Source organism: Bartonella sp. PS17NMGDW (assembly GCF_042193555.1).
GTDB lineage: Bacteria > Pseudomonadota > Alphaproteobacteria > Rhizobiales > Rhizobiaceae > Bartonella > Bartonella grahamii.
Genome location: NZ_JBHILY010000005.1, coordinates 1 through 22,926 on the forward strand (window position 1 = coordinate 1; position 22,926 = coordinate 22,926).

General features: G+C 36.9%; 21 protein-coding genes and 2 tRNA genes. 14 read left to right on the forward strand and 9 right to left on the reverse strand.

Going from position 1 to position 22,926, the window contains the following annotated elements; all coding sequences use genetic code 11:
- Window positions 1-45 precede the first annotated feature (45 nt).
- A complete protein-coding gene (locus ACFIJK_RS04665; protein WP_375626883.1) occupies window positions 46-288 on the forward strand; it encodes a hypothetical protein in 243 nt (80 codons plus the stop codon).
- A 210-nt stretch (window positions 289-498) separates the two neighbouring features.
- Here ACFIJK_RS04665 and ACFIJK_RS04670 read toward each other — a convergent pair.
- The 5 genes from ACFIJK_RS04670 to ACFIJK_RS04690 form a co-directional block, all read right to left on the reverse strand.
- Window positions 499-575 (reverse strand) — tRNA-Arg (locus ACFIJK_RS04670).
- A gap of 39 nt (window positions 576-614) precedes the next feature.
- Window positions 615-920, reverse strand: coding sequence for an ETC complex I subunit (locus tag ACFIJK_RS04675; RefSeq protein ID WP_375626885.1), 306 nt, complete (start codon window positions 918-920; stop codon window positions 615-617).
- Window positions 921-1,009: 89 nt separating this feature from the next.
- A tRNA-Pro gene (locus ACFIJK_RS04680) sits at window positions 1,010-1,086 on the reverse strand.
- Between the two features lie 707 nt (window positions 1,087-1,793).
- Window positions 1,794-2,483 (reverse strand): DnaA regulatory inactivator HdaA, encoded by a 690-nt coding sequence (gene hdaA, locus ACFIJK_RS04685; RefSeq protein WP_375626887.1) that lies wholly within the window; start codon window positions 2,481-2,483, stop codon window positions 1,794-1,796.
- Window positions 2,480-3,691 (reverse strand): AI-2E family transporter, encoded by a 1,212-nt coding sequence (locus tag ACFIJK_RS04690; RefSeq protein ID WP_375626889.1) that lies wholly within the window; start codon window positions 3,689-3,691, stop codon window positions 2,480-2,482. Before ACFIJK_RS04690 ends, hdaA begins: the two co-directional genes overlap by 4 nt.
- 158 nt (window positions 3,692-3,849) lie before the next feature.
- Between ACFIJK_RS04690 and purM the strand changes: the two genes are divergently transcribed.
- Both purM and purN read left to right on the forward strand, forming a co-directional pair.
- Window positions 3,850-4,941 (forward strand): phosphoribosylformylglycinamidine cyclo-ligase, encoded by a 1,092-nt coding sequence (purM, locus tag ACFIJK_RS04695; protein ID WP_375625928.1) that lies wholly within the window; start codon window positions 3,850-3,852, stop codon window positions 4,939-4,941.
- Window positions 4,938-5,549, forward strand: a complete 612-nt coding sequence (purN, locus tag ACFIJK_RS04700) for a phosphoribosylglycinamide formyltransferase (protein ID WP_375626891.1) — start codon at window positions 4,938-4,940, stop codon at window positions 5,547-5,549. The genes purM and purN overlap by 4 nt, the downstream gene beginning before the upstream one ends.
- Window positions 5,550-5,832: 283 nt before the next feature.
- Here purN and ACFIJK_RS04705 read toward each other — a convergent pair whose 3' ends face one another.
- Window positions 5,833-8,367 carry a response regulator gene (locus ACFIJK_RS04705; protein ID WP_375626893.1) on the reverse strand — a complete coding sequence of 845 codons (2,535 nt, stop codon included), beginning with the start codon at window positions 8,365-8,367 and terminating at the stop codon, window positions 5,833-5,835.
- Window positions 8,368-8,578: 211 nt separating this feature from the next.
- Here ACFIJK_RS04705 and ACFIJK_RS04710 point away from each other — a divergent pair, with 211 nt between their 5' ends.
- Entirely contained in the window at window positions 8,579-9,055 is a 477-nt protein-coding gene (locus ACFIJK_RS04710) for a hypothetical protein (protein WP_375626895.1), read from the forward strand.
- Between the two features lie 52 nt (window positions 9,056-9,107).
- On the opposite strand, the gene dksA is transcribed toward ACFIJK_RS04710, so the two are convergent.
- Window positions 9,108-9,524 carry an RNA polymerase-binding protein DksA gene (gene dksA / locus ACFIJK_RS04715; RefSeq protein WP_015856486.1) on the reverse strand — a complete coding sequence of 139 codons (417 nt, stop codon included), beginning with the start codon at window positions 9,522-9,524 and terminating at the stop codon, window positions 9,108-9,110.
- A 313-nt stretch (window positions 9,525-9,837) separates the two neighbouring features.
- The gene (locus ACFIJK_RS04720) at window positions 9,838-10,377 is read right to left on the reverse strand and encodes a flavin reductase (RefSeq protein WP_375611549.1); all 540 of its coding nucleotides are present in this window, start codon (window positions 10,375-10,377) and stop codon (window positions 9,838-9,840) included.
- Window positions 10,378-10,522: 145 nt separating this feature from the next.
- On the opposite strand from ACFIJK_RS04720, the gene rpe reads away from it, so the two are divergent.
- The 10 genes from rpe to ACFIJK_RS04770 all read left to right on the forward strand — a co-directional run bounded on the left by rpe (window position 10,523) and on the right by ACFIJK_RS04770 (window position 19,626).
- Entirely contained in the window at window positions 10,523-11,209 is a 687-nt protein-coding gene (rpe, locus tag ACFIJK_RS04725; protein ID WP_375625936.1) for a ribulose-phosphate 3-epimerase, read from the forward strand.
- Window positions 11,209-12,516: an adenylosuccinate lyase gene (gene purB, locus ACFIJK_RS04730; protein WP_375626898.1), complete on the forward strand. Its 1,308-nt coding sequence runs from the start codon at window positions 11,209-11,211 to the stop codon at window positions 12,514-12,516. The genes rpe and purB overlap by 1 nt, the downstream gene beginning before the upstream one ends.
- 68 nt (window positions 12,517-12,584) lie before the next feature.
- Window positions 12,585-13,133 (forward strand): RBBP9/YdeN family alpha/beta hydrolase, encoded by a 549-nt coding sequence (locus tag ACFIJK_RS04735; protein ID WP_375625938.1) that lies wholly within the window; start codon window positions 12,585-12,587, stop codon window positions 13,131-13,133.
- A 173-nt stretch (window positions 13,134-13,306) separates the two neighbouring features.
- Window positions 13,307-14,071, forward strand: coding sequence for a phosphoribosylaminoimidazolesuccinocarboxamide synthase (purC, locus tag ACFIJK_RS04740; protein ID WP_273724109.1), 765 nt, complete (start codon window positions 13,307-13,309; stop codon window positions 14,069-14,071).
- Window positions 14,072-14,149: 78 nt separating this feature from the next.
- Window positions 14,150-14,389, forward strand: coding sequence for a phosphoribosylformylglycinamidine synthase subunit PurS (gene purS, locus ACFIJK_RS04745; RefSeq protein ID WP_375625940.1), 240 nt, complete (start codon window positions 14,150-14,152; stop codon window positions 14,387-14,389).
- 11 nt (window positions 14,390-14,400) lie between these two features.
- Window positions 14,401-15,072, forward strand: a complete 672-nt coding sequence (gene purQ / locus ACFIJK_RS04750; RefSeq protein ID WP_375625942.1) for a phosphoribosylformylglycinamidine synthase subunit PurQ — start codon at window positions 14,401-14,403, stop codon at window positions 15,070-15,072.
- Window positions 15,073-15,366: 294 nt separating this feature from the next.
- Window positions 15,367-17,577: a phosphoribosylformylglycinamidine synthase subunit PurL gene (gene purL, locus ACFIJK_RS04755; protein ID WP_375625944.1), complete on the forward strand. Its 2,211-nt coding sequence runs from the start codon at window positions 15,367-15,369 to the stop codon at window positions 17,575-17,577.
- A 60-nt stretch (window positions 17,578-17,637) separates the two neighbouring features.
- Entirely contained in the window at window positions 17,638-17,871 is a 234-nt protein-coding gene (locus tag ACFIJK_RS04760) for a BolA/IbaG family iron-sulfur metabolism protein (RefSeq protein WP_375625946.1), read from the forward strand.
- A gap of 98 nt (window positions 17,872-17,969) precedes the next feature.
- Complete coding sequence (grxD, locus tag ACFIJK_RS04765) at window positions 17,970-18,302, forward strand: Grx4 family monothiol glutaredoxin (RefSeq protein WP_375625948.1); 333 nt, start codon at window positions 17,970-17,972, stop codon at window positions 18,300-18,302.
- Window positions 18,303-18,369: 67 nt separating this feature from the next.
- Complete coding sequence (locus ACFIJK_RS04770; RefSeq protein WP_375626902.1) at window positions 18,370-19,626, forward strand: multidrug effflux MFS transporter; 1,257 nt, start codon at window positions 18,370-18,372, stop codon at window positions 19,624-19,626.
- Window positions 19,627-19,967: 341 nt separating this feature from the next.
- Here the strand turns inward: ACFIJK_RS04770 and parC are convergent, their stop codons facing one another.
- On the reverse strand, window positions 19,968-22,217 hold the full coding sequence (gene parC, locus ACFIJK_RS04775) for a DNA topoisomerase IV subunit A (protein ID WP_375626904.1): 2,250 nt from the start codon (window positions 22,215-22,217) through the stop codon (window positions 19,968-19,970).
- Window positions 22,218-22,926 lie beyond the last annotated feature (709 nt).

Genomic DNA, 22,926 nt, shown 5'->3' on the forward strand with positions numbered 1-22,926 from the left:
TCTTAAAGCACAATAATCTAGGTGAACGCGTGTGTGGGTGGAAACATGGCTAGAAAAAAAACACAAGACGATACAGAACTTACAGAAGCAGAAAAAGAAATACTTCAGGAAATGATCGTCACCTATCAAAGTGTAAAAATGATGTCTCGCTTGATGAAGTGGATAGCATTCATCCTCTTTTTGCTTATCATTGATTTTGCACGCCTTATGGATGCATTAGTAAATATTTTTACACAAAAACCAAATATTCGACTCTACACATACTCTGAGACGCGCGAAATTCTTTAGAAAATGGATTATTAATTTTGCTTGTCTTTATGGATGCGATAGATAATGTCTTTGCGCATTTAAAATAGTGGTTCTCAAAGAATTTAAAAAATTATTAGAGAACATTGGAGGAAACAGATGAGCTTTGTAAAAGTATGCTGGAAAATCCTATTCCCGAACTTTAAAAAAGATTACAAAGAATAAATACATTATACATGGGTAAAAACCGGATGGTGATCCCGACAGGATTCGAACCTGTGACCCACGGCTTAGAAGGCCGTTGCTCTATCCAGCTGAGCTACGGGACCCAACTGATTATTTTCTCAATTCAAAATAGCATCTTTAATTCAATGTGTCCAAGAGTGCTGCCGATCACTGCGAAAATTATCAGAATAAGAAATAGCACGTCGAATCGACGTACGTTTCTTTTCTACACGGTAAGAGATAGCATTCTTACGCGCAAAAGCAATCGCTTCTTCCTTCCTATTAAATCTGATCCTCACCTGATTATTCATATCAGACGTTGCCGTGTACCCCATAAGAGGTTCAAGCATTTTTGCTTTCACCGGCTCATACTCTAGAATCCAAAAACCTCTATTCCCCTTACCTGACTGCATAGCTGTCTTAGCAGGACTATAAATACGTGCGATCATGCCTTTTTCCTTCAGATTACACAACGCTTGAATGATAGTTTTCCACCACACGCACCCAATTGGGTCATTCTCACACACTTAATCAAATATGGTCGGAGCGATAGGATTCGAACCTACGACCCCCTGATCCCAAATCAGGTGCGCTACCAGGCTGCGCTACGCTCCGCCATTTACATTTACTTGATGCACATTTCCTAAAATTTTCACAACAGAAGTGCAAGAGAAAAACACACTTTTTTTTAATTTTGTTGCATTTCTTTACAAAAAAGCACGTTTTAAAAATTTTTTCCCTACTCAATAACATATTTATTGACAAATAATAGAAAACAACCTCCGTAAAGAATCCAATCTATATTAAAAAATAACGAATTTCTCTGTAAGGATTTCATAATTTTCATCCTGCTTTAAGCAAACTCTCACTGTATCAAAACGCATTCTACAGATACAATTTTAGAAAAAAACGACTTAAATATCATAGAAAAACTTTCCAAAAGAGAACACAAGCCAAAAAATCAGCTGTATTAAGCTTTTTCCCCTCTTTTTCTATCTTGCAAAGAACTCTTTTATAAAAATTCTAGAATCTTCTACAATCCAAATCCATAAACAACAGACATTTTTTCAAAGCACGAAAGTTCCATTATAAATAAAATAAAGCGCTTTTTTTAGAAAAAATTTCAAATGCAAAGATGGAAAAAAGTCAACATCATACAATAAAATCTCAAAGCTATTTAAGATAAACACATGACTAAAGTAAAAAATACTATTTTTCACTCTTAACGGATATCAAAAAAGAAGAAAATTTAAATGACTTGTCTTGCCACATATTGAAACGATAATAGAAAGACAGAATAAGTAAGCCATGATAGGGAGTGTTTACGGATTTCTTCTATTCAAAACTTCAGCAATAACAGCACGTGTTATTTTTCTTTTTCTTTGTAATGCCAACTGATCAACAGAATCAATAACACGCTTCAATGAAAATAAAGAACGTTCACAACGACTTACAAGATAATAAACCGTGTCTGGATGTACAATAAGTTGCCTATCGGAAAAAAGCTTAAATGCAACAGCTGTTAATAATGCATCATCAGGCTGATTAATTTCAACGAACATCACCGAATTAAGACGACTTTTTAGATCATTTAACTTTAAATTCCAAGCGGAAGGAAGTGTCCGTGCCGTCATCAATAAAGTAGCTTGTCGTGCATCAAGATTTGCTTGCTTAATACTGTTAATTAAATGAAAAAGTTCTGTCTCTTTGATTTCATCTGCATCAATATCCTCTATCAAAAATGATCTGCCTAAAGAAGCCACAGTAACAGCCTGATCAATCTCATTGTGCTGAATCCTGAAAGCATCTGCTTTTTGGAGCCATATATTAGAAAAGTGCGTTTTTCCAGATCCTTCTTTGCCAACCAAAACTGCAATAGGTAAGCTCCAATTGGGCCAGTGATCAATAAGCTGAAAAGCCATACGATTGCTTTCCGTTACCACTAAATCCTCAAATTGAAAAATCGGATCATAAGGAAAATTTAAAGATAATTGCGTTTCACACCCATTCATTTTAGCGGCTCCGAATTTCCCCTTCGCGAATACATCTGAGAACTAAGATAAGTATGAAGAGCAAAACGAACTAAAACGCCAACAGCCGCTGCCGCAGGAACAGCAACAAGCATACCAGTAAAACCAAAGAGTGAAGAAAAAGCAAAAAGTGAAAACATCAGCCATACGGGATGTAATCCCACTGATGAACCTACAAGCTTGGGTTGAAGAATATAACCTTCAATAAATTGACCAATTAAAAAAAGTGCCATCACAACGATGATTCCTCCCCAATTATTGGGATAAAACTGGACCCATGCAATACCAACAGAAAGGACCAAACCACTCATTGTGCCGATATAAGGAACAAAGCTAATAAGACCAATAAACATACCAATTAAAAGACCAAAATTGAGTCCTGCAATCGTTAAACCAATAGCATAATAGCCTCCCAATATAAGACAAACTGTTCCTTGTCCACGAACAAAGCCTGCAATAGCTCTATCCATTTCATAAAAAATACTCCGAACGGTTTCAAGATGATCACGCGGTATTAACGAATCGATTGCTGTTACCATACGCGGCCAATCTAATAACATATAAAATGCCACCACAGGTGCCACAACAAATAAGCTAGCGATATTAACGATAGATTTTCCTGACTTTAAAAGTGAATTCAAAAGAGACGTAATAAAATCAGAACCTTCTCCCAAAAATCCTTTAATATTATTCCGTAATTCATTTGGATCACTTCCAAAATAGCGCCTTATCCAATCAAAATCATGCTCAACAAAAAAGGTTTGAATACGATTAATATAAACAGGTAAACCATCACTCATGAATTGCTGTATTTGCCAACTAATAACAGGAATCAAAATAACTAAAGCAGCAACAAAGGTAACAACAATAAATAAGGTAATGAGGACAGTCCCAAACACCCGTCGAATACCAAATTTTTCAAGTAATTGAACAATGGGATTGAGAAAATAAGCCAGCACAATCCCTGCCACAAAAGGAAGCAAAATCGATCCAAAAACAAACATAAAAAAAATGAAAAAAATCAGCGTACCAAGCCAAAAAAAGATTTGCCTTTTCATATTATTCGGCAACGGTAATTGAGTATACGCTGGCACATAAGTCTTATAACGATCACGAGATGTATTCTCACTCACTTTCTTTTTCATAAGTTGCCAAGAAGACTGACCGTGATTATCTGATATCTTGCTCATAAAATATCCTAAAAAATTCTTCACAAAAAATTATAAACATCTTCAAAATAAGGTACAAGCAAAGTTGCTTATTTTCTTATCAATATCTCTTGCAGAGAGAACTCTATCATGGCATTGCATAATATCAAAACCCGATTTTCCATTAAAGGAAGGCTCCAATGAGCAACCAAGATCTTACAAATAATAAATCCAAAGTTGGTCTTACCTACGCAAAAGCCGGTGTAAACATCGATATGGGTAATGCCATGGTAGAAAAAATTAAACCCTTTATACGCGCGACAAAACGAGCCGGAGCAGACGCAGAAATTGGCGGTTTTGGTGGAATTTTTGATTTAAAAGCAGCTGGCTTTACGGATCCTATCCTAGTAGCAGCCAATGATGGTGTGGGAACAAAATTAAAAATTGCCATTGAAGTAGGTCACCATAACACTGTAGGTATTGATCTTGTGGCTATGTGTGTCAATGATTTACTCGTACAAGGGGCTGAACCTCTCTTTTTTCTGGATTATTTTGCAACTGGAAAGCTTGACCCTGAACAAGGTGCTGCAATTGTTTCTGGTATTGCAGAAGGATGTAAACAAGCCGGTGCTGCTCTTATTGGAGGAGAAACTGCAGAAATGCCAGGAATGTATGCAGAGGGAGATTATGATCTAGCCGGTTTTGCTGTAGGAGCATGCGAACGCAGCAAGCTACTCCCTTCAAAAGATTTAACAGAAGGTGATATTATATTAGGTCTAAGCGCCTCTGGAATTCATTCCAATGGCTTTTCGCTTGTTCGACGAATCATCCAGCAACATGATCTCAAATGGAATGACCCTGCCCCTTTTGCTCCCGAAAACAGCCTTGGTATAGCACTCCTTACACCAACACGCATTTATGTAAAATCGCTTCTTCCCATCATGAAAAAATACGAAGGGATTAAAGCTCTTGCTCATATTACGGGTGGAGGCTTTCCTGAAAATATTCCACGTGTTGTTCCATCTTCTCTCTGCGCTGAAATTCATCTTTCTACCATCAATGTTCCAGCAGTATTTTCATGGATTGCCAAACAAGGTAAAATAGAAGAAACAGAAATGTTAAGAACATTCAATTGTGGTATTGGCATGATCATTATCGTAGCACAGCATGCAGCTGAAACAATTACGCAAGCTCTTGAAAGAAAAGGAGAGAGCGTAACTCCTCTTGGCATTTTAACAAAACGCCAAGATCAAAATAAAGGAATACTTTATAAAGGGGTACTGCATTTATGAAAAAACAAATCATCGTTTTCATTTCTGGTAATGGATCCAATATGGTCGCCCTTGCTCAAGCTAGTCAACAAAAGGAATATCCTGCTGAAATCATCGCGGTTATTTGCGATAATCCGCGTGCAGACGGTATTGAAAAGGCGCGAAACCATAACTTACCTATTCATATTGTTGATCGCAAAATTTACAAAACAAAAGAAGAGCATGAAGAAAGTATTTTTACGATTTTAAATCAATATAAACCAGATTTTCTCTGCTTTGCAGGATATATGCGCCTTATCTCGCCACGTTTTGTAAAACTTTACGAAGGACGAATTTTAAACATTCATCCTTCTCTTTTGCCTTCATTTAAAGGCTTAAACACACATGAAAAAGCTTTACAAGCAGGCGTAAAAATCACGGGTTGCACTGTTCACCTTGTTACAGAAGACATGGATGCAGGAAAAATCCTTGCCCAAGCAGCCGTTCCAGTCTATCTTCATGATACTGCTGAGAGCTTAGGACAAAGAGTTCTTAAAGCAGAACATAAACTCTACCCCGAAGCCTTAAAAGCATTTATTGAAGGGAAGAGCAAAATGGTAGATGCGCAGCAACAGCTTTTATCTTTTTGAGTGTATCAACAATCTATTAATAAGCATTTTTCAATGTTTTACATATAATTCGTGCTCAGTGTCTATAATTGAAAATCTCTATTAAATGTTGACGTAATAGAGCCTATCTTTTCATAAATTTTTGCACAGAATGTGTGTTTTTTTTGAATTTTAATTAAATTTTCAAATTCTTCTTTTTTATTCAGTTCTATGACATTATCACAAGTTCTATTTATCAAAATACTCTCGTATTTCGCCTAAAAAATCTTAAATACGCAATTTTTCTATTGCATAAATTTTTGCCTCATGATGAAAGTGTTTCTTTAACTGTTAGAGCTAACTGTTTGAGTGTAAAAGGTTTAGATAAAAAACCAAAAACAGCATCTTGTGGAAGATTTTTAGCAAATGCATCTTTTGCATATCCAGAAACGAAAAGAAATTTGATATCAGGATAGTTTTTACGTACTTCCTTCAATAAAGTGGGTCCATCCATTTCTGGCATCACCACATCGGAAACAATAATATCAATAGCTCCTTTTTGTTTCTCAAGAATAGAGAGTGCTTCCACCCCACTCGCTGCCTCTAAAACCGTATATCCTCTCATTTGAAGAGCTCTTACCCCCCCCATTCTAACCGCATCTTCATCTTCAACCAATAAAACAGTTGCAGACCCTGTTAAGTCTATATTTTTATCTTTCTCTTCATCTTTTTCAATCTTTTGAGAAGTTTTTCCTTTTATATTGGGGATATAACGGGGAAGAAAAATATAAAATGTTGCTCCTTCACCTTCTTTACTTTCACAATAAATGCACCCACCACTCTGCTTGATAATTCCATAAACCATTGATAAACCAAGTCCTGTTCCTTTTCCAACTTCTTTTGTTGTAAAAAATGGCTCAAACATTTTTTCTTGTATAGCAGCAGATATACCAGCCCCTGTATCTGAAATAGTCAATTGTACATACTCACCAATTTCTAAACCAAGATGATTAAATTCAGCACTTTGTTGCTTTGTAATATTGTTTGTCGCAATCGTAACAATACCTCCATCTAACATGGCATCACGCGCATTAATAACCAAATTCATAATAACACGCTGAAAAGATGCTTGATCGACTTCAACACTCCACAAATCTCTTCCATGGATAATTTTTAACTGAACATTATTCCCCAAAAGTGGTAAAATAAGATTGCGAATATCTGATAAAAATTCAGTAAAATCAACTTCTTCAGGTCGAAGTGTTTGCTTTCTAGAAAAAGCTAATAATTGCTGTACAAGAGCAGCTGCACGATTAGCATTATTTTTAATATTGATCAGATCAGCATGAGCAGGATCAGAACTACGATGCGTATTTAAAAGAAGATCACACGACATTAAAATTGCTGTTAAAACATTATTAAAATCATGAGCAATGCCGCCAGCCAATTGTCCGACAGCTTGCATCTTCTGACTTTGCATCATTTTATCTTCAAGCGTTTTTTGTTCGGTTGTTTCAATCACAGAGATAATAAGCAAATCTTGCAATGCATCACCATGATGGGGTGGTACAGACATAATATGGAGCCGTAAATGGCATTCTTCATTTTTTTCTAAAACAGTTTCTAGAGAAACAAAATAATTTTTATTTGTCGCAATTCTCTGAAAAGAACGCTCTAACTGCACACAATCACGACGAGAAATAACGTCATAAAAATTGACAGCTTTGTCCATACATCCCGTGAGTGATGAAAAAGCTTTATTCATATGAACCAATTGCCCTTCATGATCTACCACGGCTATTGCAAAAGGACTCGCATCAAAATATTCTCCTAATATAGTGGGTAATTTTAATTGGTCGTCCTCTTCTTTTTGTATTTGTTGTGGAATGATCACAATACGATAAACGGCTTCCTCTTCTAAGAGAGAAGAAACAGAGATAAGACAATGGAATATTTTCTCACAAGTCGCTTGCGAATTTAAACATAACGAAAACTTATAAGGTAAAGAGTAACCTGAACTTTGATATCTGTTGGTTTGCAAACAGATATCACTCCATGAGCTCTTAGCGCCAACGCTATCAAATAACGAATCAAAATTATATTGACCAACTGAGAAATTCGCTAAATCAATTGAAAACCATTCGGCAAAAATCGCATTCGCATAAAGAATAGTTCCTTGTGTATTAACTGATACAAAACCAATAGGAGCTTGATCCAAGTGATTGATAGCTTCTTGAAGGTTCGAGAAAAAAACTTCTCGTGTTTGTTGTAAATGCGAAATATCAGCAATACGCCAAAATAAAAGCTTTTTTTTCTGTTTTGTGATAGGTTGAATGGAAATATTATACCAAACAGATTTTTTTGGTGTAGAATCGGTAAATATTGGTTGTTCTACTCTTAATTCCTCTTGCGCCGCAAGATTATTACAGGCTGCAACCTTTAAGCGATACGAAAGTGCACCAGCTCCTGGAAGATCAGCAATAACCATATAACAAGACACTTCAGGCTTATAAGTCACAATTTTTCGATAGTTTTGATTAGAATAATAAACAAAACCAGAAAGGTCAGAGATTACAATTGCATCATCGCTCCGATTAAAGATGCTAAAATCAAAATCTTCATGCGACCACACATGGTATCTTAAAATTCCCATTCCACACAAAACGAGTGTTGCAACGCCGATAATTGCTAGAATCAAAAAAGATATCAATATAGCCTTTTGCAAATAGCTTTGTGGATAAAAAAAACCTAAAATACCCACAATGAAAAGAAAAAATAATATAAAAACAATACCAAAAATCACAACTCTTCGATGAACAGAAGACGCTGATCTTTTATTATTATCAAAACCTTTATCCATCTCTCATTGCCTTAGATTTAGCTGTTTCTTATATCACAAAACTTCCTTTATATTCATTGTTATAAAGTATATACTATGATATTATCTTTCAAAGAAAGCTCACTTAATGTTAAAAATTTTATTTCTTGTATTTAAGTGAACCTTTTAAGGGTGTGTTTATAAATTTATCTCAATAAAAACGATATTTTCACACAAAAATGGGAGAAAATCTATGTATATCTGGTTATCAGAGCAAATAGGTGTATCTGCTGCGAAGATAACGATAAGCTTTTTGTTTTTTATAATAACAATCGTGGCTATTACCATAATTATCTTGTTTTTACGTCGTTTAAGTACGGGAAGATTCAGCAATAATAGAAAAAAAAGTCTATCACGATTAGCATTATGTGAAGTAATTTCTATAGATCGAGCACGCCGCCTTGTTTTAGTCCGTTGCGATAATAAAGAACATTTGCTCCTTATTGGTGGATTAACAGATGTGGTTGTAGAATCCGATATTACCAGTACATCCAAAATACAAAAGAGAGAAACACACACACATCCAAATTCCGCCCCTACAGAAAGAAACGATATAACGGATAAAAATCCCTCTCCTTTTACGAATCAAGCAGTAAAAGATTCAGCAATCACCGCCGAAATTGAGGGGCGGCAAGAACCATCTTTATTCATTCCTACCCCTCAAAAATAAAAATATACAATTTTATCACCACGAGTTTCGTTTGTTTATCATTTCAATGACCTTAATCATCGCGATAAACTCTTTCACGTCGTTCGTGACGTTCTTGCGCTTCCAATGATAAAACGGCTATCGGTCGAGCCTCAAGACGCTTTATACTAATGGGTTCGCCGGTTTCTTCACAAAAGCCATATGTCCCATTATCAATGCGCTCTAAAGCAGCATCTATTTTTGAAATAAGTTTCCTCTGACGATCACGCGCACGTAATTCGATTGTACGATCAGTTTCACAAGAAGCCCTATCAGTCAAATCGGGTTGACCAACATTCTCTTCCTGCAAATTTTCCAAAGTCTCACGAGCTTCTTTTAATATATCATTCTTCCAAGAAACCAATTTAGCACGAAAATACGCCTTTTGCCGCTCATTCATAAAAGGCTCATCTTCACTGGGGCGATATTGACCATCAATCTCTTCGCTCATGCAATAAAAAACCTCCACATATGCTATGTGCGGTCTATATATTGTGCAATACCCATCAACACAAGAGTAAAATGTTTTTCATAACAATCTACAAATATGTCTAAATACACTGTTTAGATTTAATCGCTTTTCTATTTAGGTTGGATTCTTGATCAAATCTCATCCAGAACATTTTTCTTGCTTACTGAGAAACTTCAAAAAGAAGGAAATCTAATATTCAGATATCAGAGTGATCTCTCCCCTGCTTTCTCATTGTTTAAAATCTAAATGAGGCAATAATAAATCATTTCAGCAATGCAAAAAAATAAAATCTTTATAAAGGCAAAGTGTGATATTCACGTTTCAAATACATCAAAGCATCTTTTTCTTTATTACAGTTGATTGCAACAACCTCACCAATCAAAACACAATGGGTTGCGTGCTCATGCCAACAAATCAAACGACAATCAAACGATGCTAGAGCGTCTGAAAGACTAGGCGCTCCCGTTTGCAAAGCTCCCCATTGAGCAACATCAAAACGCTCATTTTGTGTAGAATTGCAACGCCTCGAAAAAACATCCGCTAATGAACGATGCTTTCCTGCCAAGCTATTAACACAAAAATTTCCATTCTCCATAAACACCTGATTCTTTAAATTATGGCGCATGAGACAAACAAGAAGGGTCGGAGGATCATCAGATAAAGAACAACACGCCGAAACAGTCACCCCGCGTCTTCCCTTAATACCATTTGTTGTCACAATATGCACAGCTCCTGCAAAAAGACTCATGGCATCTCGATATTCTTGGGAAGAAACCGCGATAGTATGTTTATGTTGAAGTTCAGGCATCAAATATGTTTTATGATTCGACATATCTTTCACTTATAAAGCTTTAAAATTTCAAGCGATCTTTCCATAAAAAGATCTATAATACATATTTTTTCTTTTCCGTCATAACACAAAAGATATTTGTGTATACACTGCGATATGATAAAAACAGCCAATCAAGGAGATTTTAATGCCCCATTCTCATCTCATTTCGCCTTCACTCTTGGCTGCTGATTTTTCTAAACTTGGACAAGAAATGTTAGATGTTGTTGATGCTGGTGCAGATTGGCTTCATCTTGATATCATGGATGGACACTTTGTTCCTAATATCACCTTTGGTCCTGAAATCGTCAAGGCTCTACGCCCATTAACCAAAGCAATATTTGATGTCCACCTGATGATCGCACCAGTAGACCCTTATTTGGAAGCTTTTGCAAAAGCGGGTTCAGATATTATAACCATTCATGCTGAAGCAAGTCCACATCTTCATCGTTCATTACAAACAATCAAAAAAATGGGAAAAAAAGCAGGAATTGCACTCAATCCAAGCACCCCTGAACATGTACTTGAATATTTGCTTGATCAATTAGATCTCATTCTCATCATGACGGTCAATCCCGGTTTTGGTGGACAAAGTTTTATTCCAGAAATAAAAGATAAAATTAAGCGCGTTAAAAGCATGATTGCAAACCGCCCTATTGATCTTGAAGTTGATGGTGGTATCACCGTTGATACAATTGGGATAGCTGCAAAAGCTGGAGCAAATGTATTTGTCGCAGGCTCTGCAATTTATAAAGATGGAAATAAAGAGCTTTACAAAACACGCATGAGTGCATTGCGCCAAGCCGCAATCCTCTCACAACAAGGAAAAAAATGATGATCGCACGTTATTCCCGCCCTGCAATGGTAACAATTTGGTCTCCTGAAACAAAATATCGTATTTGGTTCGAAATTGAAGCCCATGCCTGTGATGCCCTTGCTCACTTAGGGATTATTCCGAAAGAAGCCGCCAAAGTCATTTGGGAAAAAGGCGCAGCAGCTAAATTTGATGTCAATCGCATTGATGAAATTGAAGCAATTACCAAACATGATGTTATCGCATTTCTGACCCACCTAGCTGAATTCATTGGACCTGAGGCACGTTTTATCCACCAAGGCATGACATCATCTGATGTTCTCGATACAACACTGAATATTCAATTGATGCGTGCTAGTGATATTTTGCTAGAGGATATAGATCAACTTCTTGAGGCATTAAAAAGACGTGCTTTTGAGCATAAAGAGACAATCACCATTGGGCGGAGCCATGGCATTCATGCTGAACCAACAACATTTGGAGTAAAATTTGCTCTTGCATACGCTGAATTTTCCCGTTGTCGCAAACGTCTTCTTGCAGCACGAGAAGAAATTTCTACTTGCGCGATTTCAGGAGCTGTAGGAACTTTTGCAAATATCGATCCCCGCGTTGAAGAACATGTAGCAAAAGCCTTGAGGATGCGTGCTGAACCGGTTTCCACCCAAGTAATACCAAGAGATCGTCATGCTATGTTTTTTGCAACACTTGGTGTTATTGCTTCCTCTATTGAAAGGTTAGCGATAGAAATACGCCATTTACAACGAACAGAAGTTCTGGAAGCAGAGGAACATTTCTCACCTGGGCAAAAAGGCTCATCGGCGATGCCTCATAAACGTAATCCAGTTTTAACAGAAAATTTAACTGGATTAGCCCGCATGGTACGTGCATTTGCACTCCCAGCCATGGAAAATGTTGCACTTTGGCATGAACGTGATATTTCGCATTCATCTGTTGAGCGTTATATTGCTCCAGATGCGACTATTACACTTGATTTTGCTCTTTCTCGCCTCACATCTGTCATTGAAAATCTCATTGTCTATCCAGAAAATATGCAAAAAAATCTCAATAAATTCCGTGGCCTTGTTCACTCACAACGGGTGCTTTTAGCACTCACCCAAGCAGGAATCAGTCGTGAAGATTCTTATCGGATTGTACAACGAAATGCGATGAAAGTTTGGGAACAAGGAAAAGATTTTTTAGAAGAACTCCTCAACGACAAAGATGTTATCAAAGCTTTAAGTGAAGAAGAACTTCGCGAAAAATTTGATCTTTCTTACCACACCAAACATATCAATACGATTTTTAAACGTGTTTTTGAAGAACAGTAAAGCGACATAGAAACCTCAAATCTATTCCACCTATGATCAAAAATCTGTTGTAACAAAGAAAACAATTCATGAAAGCAAATCAACTCGATATTCTTATTGTTCCTGGCTACAAAGGATCTGGTCCAGATCATTGGCAAACACGCTGGGAAAGAAAATTGTCGACAGCCCGCCGCATTGAACAACTCCATTGGTCAAAGCCTGTTTGTGAAGAGTGGGTTAACAAAGTTAAAACCGCCATTGCAAAAGCTCAAAGGCCTGTTATGCTTATTGCTCATTCATTAGGAGTTCCCAGTGCTATTCACGCAACTGTACAAAATACAGAAAAAATTTGTGGCGCTTTCTTTGTTGCTCCTCCAGATGTCGCCAATGAGAAAATACGTCCCAAACATTTAATGACATTTGGCCCCTATCATCGCCAAAAGCTTCCTTTTCCTTCTATTGTCATAGCCAGTCGCAACGATGAATTTTGTCAATTTTCAGTAGCAGAAAAAATTGCCAATGATTGGGGATCACTCTTTGTTGATGCTGGGTATTCTGGCCATATTAACGCAGAATCCGGACACGGACCTTGGCCTGAAGGGCTTATGGTCCTCTCTCACTTTCTTGCAAAAATTTGATCCAAAAGAGGTGATCTTCTTTCTCATCGCTTATGTATCTTCACCTTTGGGTAGACGTGTAATGACAAAAATTATAAAAGTATCATAGCAATATCATTGAGAAATTCTATCAATTAGGATAGTATCATTTATCAATGTTATTAAAAACCTCTCAAGATAAATAGAGAATCATGATGAATCGTCGCCACCGTATCTATGAAGGCAAGGCTAAAATTTTATATGAAGGACCTGAACCAGGGACTTATATTCAATTTTTTAAAGATGATGCAACTGCCTTTAATGCAAAAAAACATGAAATTATCGACGGAAAAGGGGTTTTAAACAACCGAATTTCGGAACATATCTTTAGCCATCTTGGGCGTTTGGGCATCCCAACACATTTTATCAAACGTATAAACATGCGCGAACAGCTTATTAAAGCAGTGGAAATCATTCCGTTGGAAGTTGTTGTTCGCAATGTTGCTGCCGGCTCTCTTGCTAAGCGTTTAGGTTTAGAAGAAGGAACCCCGCTTCCGCAATCCATCATTGAGTTCTACTATAAAAATGATTCTCTCGATGATCCCATGGTAACGGAAGAACATATCACAGCTTTTGGGTGGGCTGTCCCACAAGAGATAGAAGATATCATGCAACTTTCAATTCGTATTAATGATTTTCTTTCTGGGCTTTTTGCCGGTGTTAACATCCAATTAATTGATTTTAAAATGGAATTTGGTCGCCTGTGGGAAGATGAAACAATGCGCATTGTTCTTGCTGATGAAATCTCACCTGATTCTGCACGACTATGGGATATGCAAACACAAGAAAAAATGGATAAAGATCGTTTTCGTCGTGATATGGGTGGGCTTATTAATGCCTATCAAGAAGTTGCCAAACGTCTTGGTATTATGAATGAAAACGAACCAACACGACCAAGTGGTCCCGTTCTCGTAAAGTAAAAAAAAGGTAAAAAACATCACCTTATATAAATACCCCTCTTCAAAGGAGAGGTTCTTTTAAAAAGCAGGAAGCAAAAAATGAAAGCACGCATTACAGTTACTTTAAGAGAAAGCGTTCTTGATCCACAAGGAGAAGCGATTGCCGGTGCTTTAAAAAGTTTAGCTTTCGAAGGCATTCAATCCATTCGTCAAGGAAAGGTTTTTGATATTGTTCTTGATGATCTACCTTCTGAAACCGCAAAGAAAAAACTTGAACAAATGTGTGAAGAGTTACTCGCAAATACTGTCATTGAAAATTATACAATCGAACTTTTTTAAGTGAAACGCTCATGAAAACTGCCATCATTCAACTTCCTGGATTAAATCGTGATCGAGATATGGTTGCAGCATTACATCATATAACGGGAGTTGAGCCACTAAAAATTTGGCAAACAGAAACAACAATTCCAGATGTAGATATTATTATTATTCCTGGTGGTTTTTCCTATGGCGACTACTTAAGATGTGGTGCTATTGGAGCGCGAACTCCCATCTTAAAAGCCATTCGTGAAAAAGCACAAGAAGGTACGACAATAATAGGTATCTGTAATGGATTTCAAATTTTGTTGGAAGCAGGATTATTACCTGGGACTTTAATGCGTAACGCTTCTTTAAAATTTGTTTGTCGTGAAATCAAACTTGAAGTCGTCAACGCCAAAACAAAATTTTCTCGATATTATTCTAAAGGACAAATTATTCGTTGTCCTGTTGCCCATCATGATGGAAATTATTTTGTTGATAGTGAAACACTAAGGCAAATGGAAGATAATGAACAAATTGTTTTTCGCTATGCAGAAAACACAAACCCGAACGGCTCAATGAAAGATATTGCTGGTATTGTTAATAAAGCTGGTAATATTCTTGGTATGATGCCTCATCCTGAAAACTTTATTGAACCCGCCCACGGAGGTATTGACGGTCGTTTACTTTTTCAAAGTGCTTTAGAGTTAGTAAATGGATGATGCTGAAAAAATACTCGCGCTCCATAATTTTTAAAAAACAAGGATCTATACCATTTCTCGCATCGTAAATCTATGAACAAAGCTTTTCACAAACAACAATGGATATTATTTTTTAAACACATAATTATTTAAGACCATTTTTAGTCTTAAATCCCACCAAACAAACGAACAAAATCTTCAGCTTACTGTCTATAAATATTTTTATTATTAAACAACAGTATTGCTTATAATATAAGCTGCTAGATTAAAAAAATAAAAATGCTAAATTTCGATTAATTGGACGGATAAATACTCATGAAGCCTTGCAATAACATCACTATTACACCAGAGCTCATTGCACAACACGGGCTAAAAGAAGATGAATATGAACGTATCCTGACGTTAATCGGTAGAGAACCAACATTTACTGAACTAGGAATTTTTTCTGCAATGTGGAACGAACATTGTTCCTATAAATCATCTAAAAAATGGCTAAAGACTCTTCCGACAGAAGGAAAATGTGTTATCCAAGGACCTGGTGAAAATGCTGGTGTTGTCGATATTGGCGAAGGGCAATGTGTTGTTTTCAAAATGGAAAGCCATAACCACCCTTCTTATATTGAACCTTATCAAGGTGCAGCAACAGGTGTTGGTGGTATTTTACGTGATGTCTTTACAATGGGAGCCCGTCCTGTTGCTGCTATGAATGCATTGCGATTTGGTGCTCCTGATCACCCAAGAACACGCCATCTTGTTTCTGGTGTTGTTTCTGGAATTGGTGGTTACAGCAATGCTTTTGGCGTTCCAACTGTTGGTGGAGAAGTAAATTTTGATAAGCGTTATAATGGCAATATCCTTGTTAACGCTTTTGTCGCCGGTATTGCAAAGACAGACGCCCTTTTTTATTCTAAAGCGCAAGGTATTGGACTCCCTGTTGTTTATCTTGGTGCAAAAACAGGACGTGATGGTGTCGGTGGAGCAACAATGGCTTCTGCTGAATTTGATGATTCAATCAGTGAAAAACGCCCAACTGTTCAAGTAGGTGATCCTTTTACAGAAAAATGTCTCCTTGAAGCATGTTTAGAGCTCATGGAACTTGGAGCCGTTGTTGCTATTCAAGATATGGGAGCAGCAGGACTCACCTCTTCTGCCGTTGAAATGGGTGCAAAAGGAAATTTAGGGATACAGCTTAATCTCGATACAGTTCCTGTTCGAGAAGAAAATATGACAGCCTATGAAATGATGCTGTCTGAAAGTCAAGAGCGTATGCTCATGGTCCTTAAACCAGAACTAGAAAAGCAAGCAGAAGCAATTTTTCATAAGTGGGGGCTACATTTTTCTATCATTGGGAAAACAACCGATGATTTACGTTTTCGTGTATTTCATCAAGGGGAAGAAGTTGTCAATCTTCCCATCAAAGAGCTTGGTGATGAAGCACCTGTTTATGATCGTCCTTGGAGTGAGCCGGCAAAAAAAACACCCTTGAAAGCAGAAGACGTCAAAAAGGTTGAAAATCTTGGTGATGCCCTTCTATCCTTATTGAATTCTGCTGATCAAAGTTCACGGCGATGGGTTTATGAACAATATGATACCCTTATCCAAGGAAATAGCCTTGTTTGTCCAGGAGGTGATGCAGGCGTTATCCGTGTAGGAAACAACAGCAAACGTGCTCTTGCTTTTTCTTCTGATGTAACACCTCGTTATTGTGAAGCAGACCCTTATGAAGGAGGAAAACAAGCTGTCGCAGAATGCTGGCGAAATATTAGTACGACAGGTGCAACACCACTGGCTGCTACAGATAATCTCAATTTTGGTAACCCTGAAAAACCTGAAATTATGGGACAGCTGGTTTTGGCTATTAAAGGTATAGGAGAAGCTTGTAGAATCCTCGATTTTCCTATCGTTTCAGGCAATGTTTCTCTTTACAACGAAACAAATGGGGAAGCCATTCTTCCAACCCCTACAATTGCTGGTGTAGGCCTTCTTAATGATTGGTCTAAAATGGTAACAATAAGTGGTATGCAAAATGGAGATATTCTTGTTTTAGTAGGAAATTGCGGCTCTCATTTAGGACAATCAATCTATGCACGTAACATTTTAAATATTGATGCAGGTGCCCCCCCCCCTGTAGATTTACAACTTGAAAAAAAACATGGTCAATTTGTTCGAGATGCCATTAATAGCGGTTTTATTCACGCTGCCCATGACCTTTCTGACGGGGGATTGGCGATAGCACTTGCCGAAATGGTGATTAAAGCAGGTAAAGGAATCAAAGTAACGTTAAGCAATAAATCACCCCATCATGCAGAACTTTTTGGAGAAGACCAAGGACGTTATCTTTTAGCCGTCAAACCTCACTCTCTCAATAGTCTTAAAGAGCGTGCACAAATCAATACAGTTACTTTAACAGAGCTAGGTCAAGTTGAGGGGACTTCTCTCAATATAGATGGGATATTAACACTTTCAGTAGACAAACTCACAAAAGCCTATGAAAACTGGTTTCCACAATTTATGGGTGAAGAGTAAAAATTGTTTTTTCTCTTAAGCAACAGCCTTTATAAGAAATGAATACATAGGAGAATAATGATGGCAATGAGTGCCCATGCAATTGAAACGCTTATTCGTGAAGGCATTCCTGATGCTACTGTAACAATTCGTGATCTTGCTGGAGATGGAGAACATTATGCTGCAGAAGTTATTTCTGAAAGTTTTCGTGGTAAAACCCGTGTTCAACAACATAAAATGGTTTATGATGCTCTTAAAGGCAATATGGGAAATGACTTGCACGCTTTAGCACTGCAAACGAGTATTCCCAAATAATTTAAAAATTTCTTCTTGCATTCATTCACTCAATACTATTAGAAATAATATGAGCGTGAATGCACACTTCCAAGAATTTATACTATTGAGGAATAGAGATGACTACTATTCATGATTTTATTGACAACGAAATTAAAACAAATGATGTCATTTTATTCATGAAAGGAACGCCTGACGCTCCACAATGTGGATTTTCTGGGCAGGTCGTTCAAATCCTTGATTATTTAGGGTTAAATTATAAAGGAATTAATATTTTAACTTCTAACGAATTGCGTCAAGGGATAAAAGACTACTCAAATTGGCCAACAATTCCGCAACTCTATATCAAAGGTGAATTTGTTGGCGGCTGTGATATTGTTAAAGAAATGTTTCAAAATAACGAATTGCAAGAACTGCTAAAGGAAAAAGACATTCCTTGCAATAAATCATAGATGTCTCTCATTTTATTTGCTTCTTATAGAATCGTGTTCAGTCGAAACTTTTATTAAAAGGGTGCATATGTCATATTCAGTCGACGAACAAAAGCATAGTGATGCGATTAGAGAAAAAATTGGCTATAAAGAATTTGTTATTCTCATTGCTTCACTCATGGCCATCAATTCTATAGCTGTTGATATTATGTTGCCAGCTATGCCCAACATTTTAAACAGTTTAAATGTTATCAATGAAAACGATCAGCATTATATCATTTCTAGTTATCTTATCAGCTATGGCGTCACACAGATATTTTTTGGTCCCATAAGTGATCGTTATGGGCGCCGTAAGATTATTCTTATTGGTCTTGCTTTGTATTCATTTGCAGCGATTGGTTCTGCCTTTGTATCAAATTTTTCTCTCTTGCTTATTTTGCGTGCCTTACAAGGTATGGGAGGAGCTGCTATGCGCGTGCTCACAGTTTCCATTGTACGTGATCTCTATAGTGGTCGGAAAATGGCAGAAGTAATGTCTATCGTGATGATGGTTTTCCTTATTGCACCAATGATTGGACCAGCAACAGGACAGATCATTTTACTGTTTGGAAACTGGCAATTTATTTTCATATTCATGGCAATGATTGGTTTCGGGTTGATGATTTGGATTCAATTCCGCTTGCCGGAAACTCTTTATGCGCAACGCTCTCTTTCCTTTTCTTCAGTCAAACATAATTTATGGATTGTAATAACCAATCGCACAACACTTTGCTATACACTAGCAACTTCGATTATTTTAGGCTGTATCTTTACTGCCGTTAATACATCACAACAAACGTATGAAGGGATCTATAATCTAGGACTTTGGTTCCCTATTGCCTTTGCAGTTGGTGCTGCATTTCAAGCTCTATCATCTTTCTTTAACTCTCAACTCGTTGGACGCCTTGGAATGCGGCGTATCGCTCACGCGATGCTTTTACTTTTTTGTATCACTTCATGTGTATGGTTTGTTGGCTCTATCTTAACAGATGGTATTCTTCCTTTTGCTTTTTACATGCTGTTATTCTGTATACTGATGTTTGCCTGCGGTGGTATTATGGCAAACTTCAATACACTCGCTCTTGAACCTGTAGGAGAAATAGCTGGGACCGCGTCGTCTATATCTGGTTTTCTGCAAACATCTATTGGCACAGGTCTCAGTTTTTTTATTGCTCAACAATTTAATGAGACGACCATCCCTAATTCGGCAGGATTTTTCTTTCTTAGTCTGATTGCCATACTCCTCGTCTTATGGGCGGAACGTGGACATCTTTTTAGGCAATATCATAGCAATCCTAACGAATAAATATCCCTTACGAAAAATTAATAACATCTCTCTTGAACAATAAGGAGATAAACCTATCAGACAAATAAAACATCTCCAAATAGAACACTCTTGTGTTAAACATTCACATTGTTTGTTTAAGGGTACAGCTCTCAAAATATCAAATCATTTCACGACAGCACCCATAAATGCTGTAATGTTTAAAAAACAGTTTTGATTGATTTAACCTAAACAAGATCAAAATAGAAAAAACCTCACGCTTTAGATTTTTCTTTCAATATAAAAATAATAAATTATCCTTATAAATTAATATCTTACACAATCATAAAACCATAGGGAATTTTCCCATTTATAAAATACATTTAATTAATAAATTTTCCTGATTTTGGAAATCCTTTTGGAACCAAACGCCCGACACCCGCACGCGTTCCCATCCATTCAAAGAGATCGTCCGCCTGGCGGTTAAAGATTCGTTCAGCTGTATCTTGCCAACTTAAGCCTTCTGATAAATTAAAAGTCTTGGCATCAACAACACCACCTTCTTTATAACGCTGTAAACGAACACCTTTACCGCGATTCATTTCTGGTATTTGTTCAATAGAAAAAATAAGCATTTTACGGTTTTCACCGACTACAGCAACATGATCACCATTTACCGGAACACAAAGCTTTACCTTATCAGGAGCTTTCACATTCATCACTTGCTTTCCTTTTCGTGTATTGGCGATCACTTCTGCAGAAGAAACAATAAAACCATTACCGTGAGATGAAACCAAGAGCAATTTTTCCTCGGCGTGATGCACAAAAGCTGTGAGAACATCGTGCTCATCATCCATATCAACTAAAAGACGAATAGGTTCACCATGTCCCCGCCCTCCAGGTAAACTATTTGCACCAATAGCAAAAAACTTTCCACCCGTACTGATCAGCACAATCTTGTCGGTTGTAAATGCTGGAAATGCTAACTTTAAACTGTCTCCTTCTTTAAAAGAAAGCGCTTTATAATCGGTCAAATGTCCCTTCAAAGCACGCATCCACCCCTTTTCAGAAATAACAATAGTAATCGGTTCTTTTTCGATCATTGCTTGTTGAATATCATCAAGATCATGTCTTGGTGCCTCTTCAAACGTCGTACGTCTTTTCCCTAAGAATGTTTCAGGACCAAAAGTGTTTCGAACTTTTTTGATTTCTTCTGAAATTATTTTCCACTGTTTTATAGGAGAAGCTAATAAATTCTGTAGTTTTTCTTTTTCAGCTTTCAAACTTTCAAATTCTTTACGAATTTCAAATTCCTCAAGTTTACGCAAAGAACGCAAGCGCATATTAAGAATAGCTTCAGCTTGATTTTCTGTTAATTCAAACCGATTAATCAGCTTCTTTTTCGGTTCATCCTCTTCACGAATAATCTGAATGACCTCATCGAGATTTAAATAGGCAATAAGATATCCATGAAGAATTTCCAATCGGCTATCAATTTGATCAAGCCGATAATGAGAGCGACGAATAAGCACTTCTTGACGATGTTCAAGCCATTGCTGCAAACTTTCTCGCAAAGAAAGAACATTGGGTATTTTTCCCAAAGACAAAACATTCAGATTAAGGGGAAATCTTACTTCAAAGTCAGTCAATTTAAAAAGAGACTCCATAAGGAGCTCCGGATCAACCGACCGATTTTTAGGAACCAGCACGATTCTGATATCTTCTGCTGATTCATCTTGGATATCCTCAAGCATTGGCAATCGGCGTGCAAGCAATAACTCTGCTGTTTTTTCAATAAGACGTGACTTTTGAATCTGATAGGGAATTTCAGTCACAACAATCACATAAGAACCACGGCTACCAGGTTCCTGATGCCAACGTGAACGCAAGCGAAAGAATCCACGCCCAACACGATAGGATTCCTCAATACTTTTTTTAGGTTCAACTAAAATTCCCCCCGTCGGGAAATCAGGACCAAGAACGAATTGATTTAATTCCTCATCATTTACATCGGGATGCGCAATCAAATGGAGCGCTGCATCACAAAGCTCAGCAACATTATGGGGTGGAATAGATGTTGCCATACCAACAGCAATACCAGAAGAACCATTTGCTAAAAGATTAGGGAAAGCTCCTGGTAAAACAACAGGCTCTTCATCTTCTTCATTATAGGTTAAACGAAAATCAATAGCATTCTCATTAATTCCTTCAAGTAACAATGCAGCCACTTCAGTCATACGTGCTTCCGTATAACGCATGGCAGCAGCATTATCACCATCAATATTACCAAAATTGCCTTGCCCATCAACCAATGGATAACGAACAGCAAAACTTTGAGCCAAGCGCACCAAAGCATCATAAATAGACGCATCCCCATGAGGATGAAATTTTCCCATGACATCACCGACAATCCGCGCACATTTCGCATAAGACTGTCCAGGATTTAGTTTGAGAAGACGCATCGCATGAACAATCCGCCGGTGGACAGGCTTCAATCCATCACGTACATCAGGCAATGCACGGTGTGTAATCGTAGAAAGTGCATAAGCCAAATAACGTTCCTGTAAAGCAGAGCGTAATTCTATTGGTTCAATGTGTTCTTTATCAAAAGGTAAATTCATTTTATCAGACATAGTATTAAAACAACAATTCCCACAATAATAAGAAATTATTTTATAGGATTTATTTAATGAAATCTTCTATGAGTCGACTTTTTTATTAAAAGTCAATTACATAAAAACAAACGCTGCGATTAGAACATGAACAGAAAATTATATCAATTTGAAAAATTTATACATGTCCTTCCCCCCTTGTTCTAAGTAATTTATTGAAAGCTTTGTCAAATCCGATAATAATTTAACTGCTCACAAAGAGTTATTTCATTCTTTTTGGAATGACAAAAGCACCTTTCAAACATCATCTTTTATTATAAAGATAAATTGTATAACAACCCCATTCAGTTTTTCCATGAAAAACTAAAAAAATATTCAAAGCTTATAAAATTTAAACTTTTCAGAGTAAGTCCATAGAATAGAAAACCGCATTATTCTCATAAAAACGAAGAAACACAATTCTCTGCTACAACATTGTAAAAACTTCAATAAAAAATAAATAATATATTGTCGTATAAAGATAATTCATTTTTTTTCAACTAAAATGAGACTTCCAAATATTACAGAATTCTCTCATTTCTAATGTATTCATGATAAAACAATCACAATCATTTCCTCACCTATCACAAAGGAAACAGCCACTATAAAAACAAGGAATAAAAATGCCTCGTAAAGAATCAACACAATGGCGTTTTTGTCTATCTAAATTTCACAAACAGCATATACACAC

Coding starts and splice junctions, on each gene's coding strand:
- ACFIJK_RS04705 (WP_375626893.1), bottom strand. CDS start 8,367: ATGGATAAAGGTTTTGATAATAATAAAAGATCAGCGTCTTCTGTTCAT.
- rpe (WP_375625936.1), top strand. CDS start 10,523: ATGCCCCATTCTCATCTCATTTCGCCTTCACTCTTGGCTGCTGATTTT.
- ACFIJK_RS04665 (WP_375626883.1), top strand. CDS start 46: ATGGCTAGAAAAAAAACACAAGACGATACAGAACTTACAGAAGCAGAA.
- ACFIJK_RS04675 (WP_375626885.1), bottom strand. CDS start 920: ATGATCGCACGTATTTATAGTCCTGCTAAGACAGCTATGCAGTCAGGT.
- purB (WP_375626898.1), top strand. CDS start 11,209: ATGATCGCACGTTATTCCCGCCCTGCAATGGTAACAATTTGGTCTCCT.
- ACFIJK_RS04720 (WP_375611549.1), bottom strand. CDS start 10,377: ATGTCGAATCATAAAACATATTTGATGCCTGAACTTCAACATAAACAT.
- purC (WP_273724109.1), top strand. CDS start 13,307: ATGAATCGTCGCCACCGTATCTATGAAGGCAAGGCTAAAATTTTATAT.
- purQ (WP_375625942.1), top strand. CDS start 14,401: ATGAAAACTGCCATCATTCAACTTCCTGGATTAAATCGTGATCGAGAT.
- purM (WP_375625928.1), top strand. CDS start 3,850: ATGAGCAACCAAGATCTTACAAATAATAAATCCAAAGTTGGTCTTACC.
- hdaA (WP_375626887.1), bottom strand. CDS start 2,483: ATGAATGGGTGTGAAACGCAATTATCTTTAAATTTTCCTTATGATCCG.
- grxD (WP_375625948.1), top strand. CDS start 17,970: ATGACTACTATTCATGATTTTATTGACAACGAAATTAAAACAAATGAT.
- ACFIJK_RS04760 (WP_375625946.1), top strand. CDS start 17,638: ATGGCAATGAGTGCCCATGCAATTGAAACGCTTATTCGTGAAGGCATT.
- ACFIJK_RS04770 (WP_375626902.1), top strand. CDS start 18,370: ATGTCATATTCAGTCGACGAACAAAAGCATAGTGATGCGATTAGAGAA.
- purL (WP_375625944.1), top strand. CDS start 15,367: ATGAAGCCTTGCAATAACATCACTATTACACCAGAGCTCATTGCACAA.
- purN (WP_375626891.1), top strand. CDS start 4,938: ATGAAAAAACAAATCATCGTTTTCATTTCTGGTAATGGATCCAATATG.
- ACFIJK_RS04735 (WP_375625938.1), top strand. CDS start 12,585: ATGAAAGCAAATCAACTCGATATTCTTATTGTTCCTGGCTACAAAGGA.
- dksA (WP_015856486.1), bottom strand. CDS start 9,524: ATGAGCGAAGAGATTGATGGTCAATATCGCCCCAGTGAAGATGAGCCT.
- ACFIJK_RS04710 (WP_375626895.1), top strand. CDS start 8,579: ATGTATATCTGGTTATCAGAGCAAATAGGTGTATCTGCTGCGAAGATA.
- parC (WP_375626904.1), bottom strand. CDS start 22,217: ATGTCTGATAAAATGAATTTACCTTTTGATAAAGAACACATTGAACCA.
- ACFIJK_RS04690 (WP_375626889.1), bottom strand. CDS start 3,691: ATGAGCAAGATATCAGATAATCACGGTCAGTCTTCTTGGCAACTTATG.
- purS (WP_375625940.1), top strand. CDS start 14,150: ATGAAAGCACGCATTACAGTTACTTTAAGAGAAAGCGTTCTTGATCCA.